We start from the raw sequence: 12,763 nt of genomic DNA, 5'->3' as shown, positions 1-12,763 counted from the left end.
GTAACAATGTGCGGAATTGCAGGCATCTTCCATCTCGAAACGGCCAAGCCGGTCGATCCTGCGCGGGTGCGCTCCATGCTGGACGTGATGCCGCATCGCGGCCCGGACGGCAGCGGCATCTGGACCGCGCCGGGCGTGGGGCTCGGGCATCTGCGCCTGTCGATCATCGATCTTGGCGGCGGCGCTCAGCCGATGCTGACCGAGGATGAAAGCCTGGTCGTCACCTTCAACGGCGAAATCTACAATTTCGCCGAGGTTCGCGCCGAACTGGAGGCGAAGGGCCATGTCTTCCGCACCGACAGCGATACCGAAGTCATCCTGCACGGCTATCGCCAGTGGGGCGAGGAATGCGTCAGCCGCTTCAACGGCATGTTCGCCTTCGCCCTGTTCGACGCGCGCGCGCAGTCGCTCTGGCTGGTGCGCGACCGGCTGGGGGTGAAGCCGCTCCATTATGCCCTGTTGTCGGACGGCAGCCTGATCTTCGGATCGGAACTCAAAAGCCTGCTCGCCCATCCGCTGCTCCGCCGCGCGCCCGATCTGAGCGCGGTCGAGGATTATCTCGCCTATGGCTATGTCCCCGACGATGCCTGCATGGTCGCGGGCGTGCGCAAGCTGGGCGCGGGCGAGACGCTGCGCCTGGTGCGCGGCCGCCCGCTGCCCCATCCGCAGCGTTATTGGGACATCAGCTTTGCCGATCGCAGCAAGGCCAGGCCCGAGGCACTGGAGGAGGAACTGGTCGCGCTGATGCGTCAGGCGGTGCGCTCGCGCATGGTGTCCGACGTGCCGCTCGGCGCCTTCCTGTCCGGTGGCGTCGACAGCAGCAGCGTCGTCGCGCTGATGGCGGAGGCGTCGAACCAGGCGGTCAAGACCTGCACCATCGGCTTCGACGTCGCCAGCCTGGACGAGACCGCCTATGCTGACCGGATCGCGCGGCGCTTCGCCACCGATCACCGCACGCGCATCGTATCACCCGATGATTATGGATTGGCCGACACGCTGGCCTTCCATTTCGACGAACCCTTTGCCGATGCCTCTGCGCTGCCGACCTACCGGGTCTGCGAACTGGCGCGCGAACAGGTGACGGTGGCCCTGTCGGGCGATGGCGCGGACGAGGCGTTCGCCGGCTATCGCCGCCATCGCTTCCAGATGCAGGGCGAAAGGCTGCGCGGCCTGATCCCCGCTTCGGTCCGTGAACCCTTGTTCGGCACGCTCGGCCGCTATTATCCCAAGGCCGACTGGGCGCCGCGTCCGCTCCGCGCCAAGTCGACCTTCCTCGAACTGGCCGGCGATGGCGGCGAAGCCTATGCCGCCTCGGTCGGGGTCACGCCCCACGCCCTGCGTCAGCGCCTCTTCAGCCAGGATATGAAGAGCCGGTTGGGCGCCTATCGCGCCGAGGATCGCTATATCAAGGCGATGGCCGATGCCCCGGCGCGCGATCCGCTCGATCGCGCCCAATATGCCGATATCCGCATCTGGCTACCCGGCGACATATTGACCAAGAGCGACCGGATGAGCATGGCGGTCAGCCTGGAGGCGCGCGAGCCGCTGCTCGACCATCGGCTGGTCGAATTTGCCGCCCGCCTGCCAGTTGCCCAGCGCATTCGCGGCAATAGCGGCAAGTACCTCATGAAGAAGGCGATGGAGCCCTTCCTGCCGCAGGATATTCTCTATCGCCCGAAAATGGGCTTCGTGACGCCGATCAGCGCCTGGTTCCGCGGCGCGCTGGCGGGCGAGGCGACTGCCGTCGCGGGCGGCTCTGCGCTGGCCCGCACGGGCTGGTTCGACACGAAGATGCTGGCGAAAGTCGCGGCCGACCACAAGGCGGGTGTATCCGACCATGGCCGGCTGCTCTGGCAAATGGTGATGCTCGACAAGGCGCTCGGCCGGCTGTTCGGCGCGTGATCCCCTTGCAACCGGCCCCGCCCGGTGCCAACGGGGCAGGATAATGATCATGCAGGGCGCCTCATTGACCGTCTCCAAGGAAATCGTTCGGCTGCGCCTCTATGCGCTGTGCCTGGCCGGCGACATGGCGGGTCTGTTCATCGCCTTCCTCCTCGCCAACTGGCTGGTCGTGGGCGCCTTCCTCGGTGAACCGGGCAAGCCCCATGGCCTGGTGATGTTCGCCATGGTCGCGCCGCTCTATGCGATCCTCGCGGTGCAGGGCGGCGCCTATGGCATCAACACGCTGGACCGGGTGCGGCGCGGTATCTTCCGCGCGCTGCTGGCGCTGGCGCAGGCGGCGCTGCTGATGCTGCTGATCGTCTATCTGGGCAAGATCGCCGAACAGCTTTCGCGTCTGACCTTCCTCACCGGCCTGCTGCTGGGGGCGGGCACCTTGGCGCTGGTGCGGCTGGCGGTCGCGCGCCTCGCCGTCCGGGTGCTTGGCGATGTGCCGCATCTGACCGCGGTCATCATGGACGGGGTAGAGATCGCAACCGAGACCGGCGCCCATATGGATGTGATCCAGGCCGACTCTGCCAATCTCCATCCCGAACGCCATGATGCCGACATGGCTGCGCGCCTCGCCGCTGCCGTTGGCATGGCGGAACGGGTGATCGTCGCCTGTCCGCTCGAACGGATGGACGACTGGTCGGCGGCGCTCAAGTCGCTCTCGGCACGGGGCGAGATCGTCGTGCCCGAACTGCTGCGCTTTGCCCCGGCCCGGGTGGACGAATTCGATGGCCAACCCACGATCATCGTCGCTGGCGGTCCGCTGCAATTTCGCGATCGCCTGATCAAACGGCTGTTTGACATCCTTGTCGCCACCATCGCCACCATCGCGCTGTCGCCGGTGCTGATCGGTGCGGCGCTGGCGGTGAAGCTGACCAGTCCCGGCCCGATCCTCTTCCGTCAGCCGCGCATCGGCAAGGACGCGCGGCCTTTCTCCATCTACAAGTTCCGTTCGATGCGCACCGAGGCGAGCGACCACAAGGCCGCGACGCTGACCCGGCGCGACGATGATCGCGTCACTCGCGTCGGCGCCTTCCTGCGTAAGACCAGCATCGATGAACTGCCCCAGCTCTTCAACGTGCTGCTCGGCGAAATGAGCATCGTCGGCCCACGCCCCCATGCCGCCGCCGCCAAGGCCGGCGACAGCCTCTATTGGGAGGTCGACGCCCGCTATTGGGAACGGCACTGCATCAAGCCGGGCATGACCGGCCTGGCCCAGGTGCGGGGCCATCGCGGTGCGACCGACCATCATCAGGATCTGATCGACCGGCTGGGCTCCGACCTCGAATATGTCAGCGACTGGTCGATCTGGCGCGACCTGCGCATCATCGTCGCGACGCTGGGCGTGCTGGTCCATCACAAGGCCTATTGACCGTGACTAACCTGCTGCTTGTCCTCGTCCTGCTGGCGTCGCTGATCGCCGTCGCCTGGCCCTTCCTCTTCTATCCGCTGATCCTGCGCCTGCTGCCGACCCGCGCGGAAACGCCGGTCGATGGCCCGGTACCCAGCGCCTCGCTGCTCTTCTGCGCCTATAATGAATCCGGTGCGATGCCGGAAAAGCTCGCCAATCTGGCGATGCTCAAGGCGCGCCATCCCACGCTCGAAATCCTCGCCTTCGATGACGGATCGTCTGACGACACCGCCGCGCTGATCGCGGCGCAGGGCGGTCTGGTCACTTTGCTGCGCGGGCCGGGGCGCAGCGGCAAGGCGCATGGCATGAAATTGCTCGCCGCCCGCGCGCGCGGCGACATACTGATCTTCACCGACGCCAATGTCCTGCTGGACGCTGACGCGATCGACAATCTGCTCGCCCGTTATGCCGACGCTGCCATCGGCGGCGTGCTCGGCTCGCTCCATTATCTGGGGCAGGGCGACAGCGCGACCGCGGCGGTCGGTTCGCTCTACTGGCGGATCGAGGAGCGACTGAAGGACGAGGAATCGCGCACCGGCAATGTGCTGGGCGCCGACGGTTCGATCTTCTCCATCCGCCGCAGCCTTTATCCCGCATTTCCCGATAGCGTGCTCGACGACCTCACCGTCTCGATGGCGGTGGTCTTTGCCGGCAAGCGGCTGGTGAAGGCGAAGGACGTGATCGCGCGCGAGCGGCTGGTGACGGGGCGCAAGGATGAATATCGGCGCAAGGTGCGGATCGCCGCGCGCGCCTGGCACACCCACAGCCATCTGCGCCCGCAACTGCGCCGCATGGCCGCGATCGACCGGTTCAAATATGCCTCGCGCAAGATCGTCCGCTGGTTTGGCGGTGCCTTCATCCTGACCGGCGCGATCGCGGCCGGCGCACTGGCACTGCGCCTGTCGCCCATGCTCTACATGGCCGGCGCGATCGGCATCGCGCTGATCGCCTGGGTCGGCCTGCGGTCGCGTGGCGGGCCACTGGCCGCGCTGGTCGACATCCTGATCGCCTATGCCGCTACCCTTCAGGGCGTGCTCAAGGCGATGAGTGGCCGTACCGTCACGACATGGAATCCTGCCAAGTCACGCTGATCCCCCCTCGCCAAAGCCGCGCCATATTGTATAGGCCGGAAGCTGATACCGAGCGGAGAATGGCGTGATTACTGTCCAGCGGGTGGCCAAGGCCGCCGGCAAGCATCTGACCAAATTGGGTCTCGACCTGCGCAAGACGCTGGGCGCGCGCGCCAATCGCGGCTGCCCGGCCTGCGGCACGACGGTCGTCGGCTTCTTCCGCTATGGCGACAATGGCGAATGGGGCTGCCCCAATTGTAACGCTTCGCCGCGCGAGCGGCTGATGAACTATCTGCTCATGAAGGGCGTGCTGACCGTGCCGACCCACGGCGCGATCCTGCACATGGCCCCCAATGAGGGGAGCCTGGTCAAGCGCTTCTCGGCGGCGGCCGACTATGTCCCGGCCGATCTCGATCCCGCGCGCTATACCGTGCCCGGCATGCACAAGGTCGACCTGATGGCGCTGTCCGACGGCGGTCGCTACGACCTGTTCTACGCCAGCCATGTGATGGAGCATGTGCCCGACGACATGGCCGTGCTGCGCAATATCCTGCGCGCGCTCAAGCCCGGCGGCGAAGCCTGGCTGATCGTGCCGCTGTGGGACAAGCCGACCGAGGATGGCAGTTTCGACATTCCCCCGCGCGAGCGCGAGCGCCGCTTCGGCCAGTGGGACCATGTCCGCCAATATGGCCTCGATTTTGCCGATCGCATCCGCGCCGCGGGTTTCGAGCTGGAGGAAATCGACGCGCGCGACATCGACGCCGACACGCGCCATTTCTATGCGCTCGACGACCGGCTGTTCCGCGCGCGCAAGCCGCTGGGAACTGCGACGCAGTGAGCATGCTCGCGCGGATGGAGGCATCCGCCCGCATCCTCGCGCTGGTCAAGCTCGCCAATGTCGGGCTGGTGATGATCTGGGGCTTCGCCGTCACCTTCGTCTTTGTGCGGGTATTGCCGCTGGCGGAGTTCCAGGCCTTCCTGCTGCTGGTCGCCTTCGGCAATTTCACCATCTCGGCGGAATTCGGCCTCACCAGCATCATCTATGCGCGCCTGCGCCGCTTCTGGCTGGGCAGCGATGAGGATGCTGCCGATGGCGGCTTCCGGCTGGAGGAAATGGGCGTGCTCTTCCTCTTTCTTGGCCTGCTGATCGCCGGCGCGGTGGCTATCCTGCTCGGCGCGCTGGCGCTGGGCGGGCTGCATACGGCCATGCCGATGCTGTTCCTGCTCTTCTTCCTCACCGCCTGCCTCAACCTGCCGGCGCTGCTCGCCAAGCGGGCGCTGGCGGCGATCGACGGCAATTTCCTGTGGGAAGGGTTGGATTGCGCCCGCCGCGTGGTGACGATCGGCCTGCTGGCGGCGATCCTGTTCGGGCTCGATCCGCGCCTGTCGGTCGCGCTGCAACTGGCGATCAGTGTCGCGGTGATCGGCTATGCCATCGTCCATGTCCATCGCCGCCTTAGCATGCGCCGCAGCCACTGGTTCGCCTTCCGCGTCGGTGGCGGGCATGTGCGCCGCCATTATCTGCGCGACATCGGCGCGTCGGCGGCCTTCACCGTCTCCGATATCGTCGCCTATAATGCCCCCTATTTCACCATCGCCATGGCCACCAGCGACGCCCGGCCAATGCTGCTGTTCGACTTTTTCTTCAAGATGTCGCGCTCGCTCTCGATGCTGGTGCGCGCCATGGTGGAGGCGGCCCTGCCGCGCATCACCCGCGCCTATCATGCCGGCGAAAGCGCGCGCGTGCGCCAGCTCCTGACCCGCGCGCTCGGCGCCGCGCTCTTCTTCGCGCTCGCCGGTTCGGCGCTGCTGATGCTGATCGGCGGCTGGCTGTTCGACAAGCTGTTCGACGGCCGCGCGGCGATCGACCAAGCCGACCTTGGCCTCACCGCGCTGGCGCTGGTCGCGCTCTCGGTCATCTGCGTCTCGGTCTATGTCCAGGCCGCGCTCGGCCGCTTCGCTCATCTGCTCCAGCGCTCGCTACCCTTCCTTGCCGGTTCGCTGCTCAGCGTACCGCTCGCCGGCGCCCTCTGGCCCGACCGTTTCGACCTCGGCTTTCTCGGCCTCTATGCCCTGACCCTGATGCTGGCCGCCGGCCTGCATCTCGTCTCGCTGCGCCGGCTGGTGCGCGCATGAAGATTGCCATGCTCGATCCGTCGCTCTTCACCGGGCGCTATGATGATGGACTGTGCGCCGGCCTGGCGCAGTCGGGCGCTAGCGTCACGCTGCTTGGCCGGCCGATGCGTGCTACCGACGCGATCGCGCCGCAGGGCTATAGCTATACGCCGCGCTTCTTCCGTCGCAGCGAGGCCCTGCGCGATCGGCTGGGGGAGGGGCGGGCCTTCCGCCTCGCCAAGGCGGCCGAATATGGCCTGACCTGCGCGCTCGGCAATCTCGATGCGATGGCGAGCGCGGACGTGGCCCATGTCCAGTGGCTGCCGCTGGCGCCGGCCGACCGGCTGATGCTCGACCGGCTCAAGGGCCGCACCGCGCTCGTCCACACCGTCCATAATGCCCATGCCTATCATGCCGATAGCGGCTTGCAGGGGCGCGGCTATCGCGCGCTGCTCGATCGCTTCGATGCGCTGATCGTCCATGGCGACACGACGCGCGCGGCGCTGATCGGGCAGGGCGTCGATCCCGCTCGCATTCATGTGACCCCGCACCCGCCGATGCAGCTTGCGCCCGCCGCTCCGGCGGACCTCGCCGCCATCCCCGAACCCGCCGCGCCCCGCATCCTCTTCTTCGGCACGATCCGCCCCTATAAGGGTGTCGACCTGCTGGTGGAGGCCTGCCTGTCACTCTGGCGCGCGGGCCATCCCTTCGAACTGGTGCTAGCCGGCAAGCCCTTCATGGATGTCGCGCCGATCCTCGATCCGGTCCATGCCGCCGGCTTTGGCGACCGCCTCATCACCGATTTCGGCTTCCTCACCGAACCCCGGCTCGACGCGCACATGGCGATAGCCGACCTGATGGTCTTCCCCTATCGCCATATCGATTCGAGCGGCGCCTTCCTGTCGGCGCTGCATCATGGCAAGGCGATGGTGACCTCCGACGCGGGCATGTTCGGCACCCTGCCGGACGGCGTCACCACGCGGGTTCCGGCCGGAAATGCCGCCGCGCTCGCCCAAGCCCTCTTGCCGCTGATCGAAAGCGCGGCCATCAGGCAGGCAGCGGGTGCGCGGGCGCGCGCCTATGGAGATATTATGGGCAATTGGAAGGACATGGCCTTGGCGACGATCGATATTTACCGCCAGGTGCTGCGCGCATGAACCGCTATGTCCGCGAATTGTCCGACCGTGCATTGGCCCTGCGCCTGGCGCTGGCCGGCCGCGTCCATCAATATCCCGAAATCCAGGCGCTCAAGCGCTTCCTGTCCGCCTTCGCCATCGACTGCCTGTTCGACGTCGGCGCCAATCGCGGCCAATATGCGACCATGGCGCGCAAGGATGCGGGCTTTGGCGGCACCATCCTTTCCTTCGAGCCGAACCCGGACGTCTTCGCCGAACTGAGCAAGGCCGCCGCGTCGGACCGCAAATGGCATGTCTTCAACATGGCCCTGTCCGATTTCGACGGCACCGCCAGCTTCAACATCATGGCCGCCGACCAGTTCAGCTCCCTGAAGGCCCCTCGGGCGCACAGGACGCGATCTTCGCCGATCGCAACAAGGTGATGAAGACGGTGGAGATGCAGTGCCGCCGGCTCGACAGCCTGCTGCCCGAACTGCGCGCCGCGCATGGCTTTGCGCGGCCCTTCCTCAAGATGGACACACAGGGCCATGACCTGTCGGTCTGCGAAGGGGCGGGGAGCGTCATCGCCGACATGGCCGGCATCCAGACGGAACTGGGCGTACGGCCCATCTATGAAGGCGGCACCGGCTATCGCACGATGATCGACTGGCTGGAAGCGCGCGCCTTCGTCCCCTCCGCCTTCTTCGCGAACAACAAAGGCCATTTCCCGCTGCTGGTCGAAATGGACGGCATCTTCGTCAACAAGGCGCTGCTGGACAGCTGATGCCGAAGGGAATGCCCTTCGTCAGCGCGCGGCGCCTGTTCCTCGCCGGGGCGATCGGCCTCGCCCTGTGGCTCGGCGCGACCTTCCTGTGGCACGTGACCTGGCGCCAGGGTGTCAGCCTCGCCGTCATCCTGTTCCTGGACCAGGATTTCCCGGCGCTGATGATCGGCCTGTTCCTGCTGGCGCTGGCCGCGCCCTTTGCCGAGGGGATGGGCTTTCGCCTGCCGCAACCGCGCGCGCGCATCATCGTGCCGATCATCGTTTTTCTGGGGCTCGCCGCCTGGGCCGGCCATTATGCGCTGTTCCAGGATTATTCGGTCTCCCGCGATGAAGAGGTCGCGCGCTTTGCCGCCGCCTATATGCGCGAAGGCTTGTTCGCCCGGCCGATCCCGGTCGAATGGGAACCCTATCGCCGGGCGATCATGCCCGAATTCTTCTCGCCCTTTGGCGCCGCCGACTATTGGACCGCCGCCTATCTGCCGGTGAACAGCGCGATCCAGGCCTTGTTCTGGCAAATGGGCGACCCCAATCTGGCCGGCCCCGCGCTGCTGGTGCTCGGCCTCTTCGCCCTGTGGCGGGTGGCGCTGCATCTCTTCCCCGACCGGCCCGATGCCGTCTGGGTAACGATGCTGCTGGGGCTATCCTCGGCCCAGCTCTGGGTCACGGCGATGACCCCCTATGCCATGACCGGCCATTTCGCGCTCAACATGGTCTGGCTGGCGCTGGTGCTGCGCGGCGGCATTGCGGGGCATCTGTCGGCCGGCGTGGTTGCGCTGATCGCGGCGGGCCTGCATCAATGGCATTTTCCGCCCATCTTCATCGCTCCCTTCATCCTCTGGATGCTGCTGGCGCGGCGCTGGACCGTGGCCGCCTTCCACGCGTTGACCCTGGTCGCGATCGTCATCCTCTGGGCCAAGATCTGGCCCGGCTTCCTGCTCCATGCTTTGGGCGCGCCGACCGACGTGCGCCCGTCCGCCGGCGTCGCCGACAAGGTCGGCAGCCTGTTCCAGCGCCTGGGCGATCGCTGGCAGCCGCTGGTCAATCTCAGCCGCTATGCCGCCTGGAACAACATCCTGATGGTGCCGCTCGCAGGGCTGGGCGTATTCGCGATGCGCTGGCGCGATGCGATCCGCGGCCGCGAGATCGCGCTGCCGCTGGCGCTGGGCTGCCTCGCAGGCTGCCTGCTCGCGCTGGCGCAGGGCTATGGCTGGGGCTTCCGCTATGCCCATGGCTTTATCGGTCCCTTCTGCCTGCTCGGCGGCCTTGGCTGGGCGCGTTTCCGGCCGCAGGGCGCGATGCGGCCGATCTTTATCGGCTTTGCGGTGACGCTGCTGACCGCCGCCTTCCTGGTCTGGCGCACCCATGTATTCGTCGAACCCTATGCGGCCAGCCACCGGATGATCGACGCCTCGCGCGCGGACGTCGTGCTGGTCGATCCGCGCGGCGGCCTCTACGTCACCGATCTGGTGCGCGGCCGCAACGGCGTGCCGGGCAAGCCGATGGTCATGAACCTTGGCATGCTGACGCTCGATCAGGTGGATGAACTGTGCAAGACCTATGTCGTCGAGCTGTTCGACCGCGCCGAATTCCGCCCGCTTGGCGTGCCGCTGGCGCGCTGGAACCTCGGGCGCATGGACACGCTGCGCGCCCATATGAAGCTGGCCGGTTGCGATCGACCGGTCCAGCCGCCGCTGCCTGAGACGATCGACGACGCTATGAACGCCGCCGACAACGCGATGTAAGCGAAGGGGCTATTGCCCCTTCACATAAACCCGCTTGCCGCCGATCCAGGTTTCCAGCACCTGCGTGCCCCGAATATCCGTCGGGCTGGCCGTCTCGATATTGCGGTCGATCAGCAGGAAGTCCGCCCGCTGCCCGGGCACCAGGCTGCCGAACTTCTTCTCGGCAAAGCCGGCATAGGCCGCCTGCCGGGTAAAGCCGTCCAGCGCCGCCTCGAAGCTGACCCGTTGTTCGGGCATCCAGCCGCCGGCCGGTTCGCCTTTGCCGTCCTCGCGGGACATGGCGGCGGCGATGCCGGGGAAGGGATTGGGGCTTTCGACCGGCACGTCGGAACCGAAGGCCAGCGGCACATGATTGTCGAGCATCGCCTTCCAGGCATAGGCGCCCTTCAGCCGTGCCTCGCCCAGCCGCGCCGTCGCCATGCGCCAGTCCGACGTCTCATGCACCGGCTGCATCGACGCGATCGTGCCGAACCTGGCAAAGTGCGGCAGGTCGGCCGGGTCGATGATCTGGGCATGTTCGACGCGCCAGCGCCGATCACCCTTGTAGGTGTCCGCCATTTCCTGGATGGCATCGAGTATCTCGCCATTGGCCGCATCACCGATCGCGTGGACCGCGACCTGGAAATTGTCCATCGCCGCGCGGCTCATGATGTTGCGCAACTGGGTCGACGGGATCATCGGCAGGCCGCGCTGGCCCGGCGCATCGCTATAATCGGCCTTCAGCCAGGCCCCGCGCGATCCCAGCGCGCCATCCAGGATCAGCTTGACCCCGCCCATGCGCAAATGGTCGTCATACAGCCAGGGCGTCGGTTCCGGCCCAGCGATCAGCACCATATTATCGAGGCCATAGGCATAGGACATGATCCGCACGCGCAGCGCGCCACGATCGGCCGATCGACGGAATGCCTGCCAATCCTCGATGCTGGTGCCCATGTCGGCAATGCCCGTGATCCCCACCGCAAGGAGCGCCCGCTGCGCCTTTTCCAGCGCGCTGTCGCGGTCCTTGGGGGCAGGGGCGGGCACGACCTTCTGGATCAGGTCCATCGCCTTGTCGACGAACACGCCGGCCGGCTTGCCCGCCGCCATCTCGATCCGGCCGCCGGCCGGCGCCTTGGTTGTCGCGCTGACGCCCGCTGCGCGGATCGCCGCGCTGTTGGCCCAGCCGGCATGGCCGTCTACCCGTTCCAGCCAGACCGGGATGTCGCCCACGGCCGCGTCCAGTTCGGCCGCCGTCGGGAACCGGCCCAGGCCCCATATCTCCTGGTTCCAGCCGGTGCCGACAATCCATTTGCGGCCGGGATTGTCCTGTGCATAGGCCCGGATCTTCGCCTGCGCCTCGGCCAGCGATTTGGTGTCGGACAGGTCCAGCGTGACCAGCGACAGGCCCAGCCCCATGACATGGCCATGGGCATCGATCAGGCCAGGGATCAGCGTCTTGCCGCCCGCGTCCAGCTTGAAGCTCGGCCCCTTGGGGCGCTCGGGCCAGGGTTGGCCGCGCTTGGGCTTCTTGGGCTTGTACTCAGGCTCCTGATAGCGGCCCTGGACCAGCTTCTCGACCTTGCCCTCATCGTCGATCATCAGCGCACCGAAATGCACGATCTTGCCATTGGGATCGACCGCGATGCCGTTCACATTGTCGATCACGCCGGACGCATAAGCAGGGAAGGGCAGGGCGATTGCGGCGATCGCCGCCAACATCATCTTCCTCATGCGCGGGTGATCCGACGCACCAGCGCGCTGGTATCCTGCCGATTGCCGCCCATCGCCTGCACGTCGGCGTAGAATTGATCGACCATCGCGGTCATCGGCAGGGTCGCGCCATTGGCCCGTGCTTCCTCCAGCGCCAGCCCCAGATCCTTGCGCATCCAGTCCACGGCAAATCCGAAATCGAAACTGTCCTGCGCCATCGTCTTCCATCTATTGTCCATCTGCCAGCTTTGCGCCGCGCCCCCGGAAATCGCCTCGAACACCTTGTCCAGGTCCAGTTCGGCTGCCTGGGCAAAGCGCATCGCCTCGGCCAGGCCCTGCAGAACGCCGCCGATGCAGATCTGGTTCACCATCTTGGTGGTCTGCCCCGCGCCCGCACTGCCGACATGGACGATGCGCGCGGCATAGGCCTGCATCACGATCGTCGCCGCCGCCACCGCCGGGGCGGAGCCGCCGCACATGATCGACAGCCGGCCATTTTCGGCGCCTGCCTGCCCGCCCGACACCGGCGCATCGACGCAGTGCAGGCCCAGGCTCTCGCCCTCGACGAACAATTGCCGCGCGATCCGCGCCGACACCGTCGTATGGTCGATGAACAGGCCGCCCGGCTTCATCGTGCGGAACGCGCCGTCACGGCCCATCGTGACCTGGCTGAGGTCATCGTCGGTGCCGACGCAACTGATGACGATCTCCGCCTCCTCGGCCGCCTTGGCCGGGCTGATCGCGACCTCGCCGCCATAGGCCTCGGCCCAGCGCTTCGCCTTGCCGATCGATCGATTATAGACGGTCAGGTGATGCCCCGCCTTGGCCAGATGTCCCGCGATCGGGCCACCCATGACCCCCAGGCCGATAAACGCGATATTAGCCAT

General features: G+C 66.7%; 9 protein-coding genes and 1 pseudogene. 8 read left to right on the top strand and 2 right to left on the bottom strand.

Annotated elements, in window-relative coordinates; translation table 11 throughout:
* The first annotated feature begins 6 nt into the window (after positions 1 to 6).
* From PMI04_RS13615 to PMI04_RS13580, 8 genes and pseudogenes are all read left to right on the top strand, one after another.
* Complete coding sequence (locus PMI04_RS13615; protein ID WP_007706313.1) at positions 7 to 1,902, top strand: XrtA/PEP-CTERM system amidotransferase; 1,896 nt, start codon at positions 7 to 9, stop codon at positions 1,900 to 1,902.
* Positions 1,903 to 1,945: 43 nt separating this feature from the next.
* Positions 1,946 to 3,322: an exopolysaccharide biosynthesis polyprenyl glycosylphosphotransferase gene (locus PMI04_RS13610; protein WP_037485548.1), complete on the top strand. Its 1,377-nt coding sequence runs from the start codon at positions 1,946 to 1,948 to the stop codon at positions 3,320 to 3,322.
* 2 nt (positions 3,323 to 3,324) lie between these two features.
* Entirely contained in the window at positions 3,325 to 4,452 is a 1,128-nt protein-coding gene (locus PMI04_RS13605) for a glycosyltransferase (RefSeq protein WP_007706319.1), read from the top strand.
* Positions 4,453 to 4,516: 64 nt separating this feature from the next.
* Positions 4,517 to 5,269, top strand: a complete 753-nt coding sequence (locus PMI04_RS13600) for a methyltransferase domain-containing protein (protein WP_007706322.1) — start codon at positions 4,517 to 4,519, stop codon at positions 5,267 to 5,269.
* Positions 5,270 to 5,283: 14 nt separating this feature from the next.
* On the top strand, positions 5,284 to 6,567 hold the full coding sequence (locus PMI04_RS13595) for a hypothetical protein (RefSeq protein WP_007706325.1): 1,284 nt from the start codon (positions 5,284 to 5,286) through the stop codon (positions 6,565 to 6,567).
* On the top strand, positions 6,564 to 7,703 hold the full coding sequence (locus tag PMI04_RS13590; protein ID WP_007706327.1) for a glycosyltransferase family 4 protein: 1,140 nt from the start codon (positions 6,564 to 6,566) through the stop codon (positions 7,701 to 7,703). Before PMI04_RS13595 ends, PMI04_RS13590 begins: the two co-directional genes overlap by 4 nt.
* Positions 7,700 to 8,445, top strand: a pseudogene (locus PMI04_RS13585) (FkbM family methyltransferase). The gene PMI04_RS13590 and the pseudogene PMI04_RS13585 overlap by 4 nt, the downstream one beginning before the upstream one ends.
* On the top strand, positions 8,445 to 10,187 hold the full coding sequence (locus PMI04_RS13580; RefSeq protein WP_007706334.1) for a hypothetical protein: 1,743 nt from the start codon (positions 8,445 to 8,447) through the stop codon (positions 10,185 to 10,187). The pseudogene PMI04_RS13585 and the gene PMI04_RS13580 overlap by 1 nt, the downstream one beginning before the upstream one ends.
* 9 nt (positions 10,188 to 10,196) lie before the next feature.
* Here the strand turns inward: PMI04_RS13580 and PMI04_RS13575 are convergent, their stop codons facing one another.
* Both PMI04_RS13575 and PMI04_RS13570 read right to left on the bottom strand, forming a co-directional pair.
* Entirely contained in the window at positions 10,197 to 11,885 is a 1,689-nt protein-coding gene (locus PMI04_RS13575) for an amidohydrolase (RefSeq protein ID WP_007706337.1), read from the bottom strand.
* An 8-nt stretch (positions 11,886 to 11,893) separates the two neighbouring features.
* Positions 11,894 to 12,763, bottom strand: a complete 870-nt coding sequence (locus PMI04_RS13570; RefSeq protein WP_007706340.1) for an NAD(P)-dependent oxidoreductase — start codon at positions 12,761 to 12,763, stop codon at positions 11,894 to 11,896.

This window comes from Sphingobium sp. AP49 (genome assembly GCF_000281715.2).
Taxonomy (GTDB): Bacteria; Pseudomonadota; Alphaproteobacteria; order Sphingomonadales; family Sphingomonadaceae; genus Sphingobium.
Note: the sequence above shows the minus strand (reverse complement) of the source record. Positions and strands in the feature narration are given on the sequence as shown.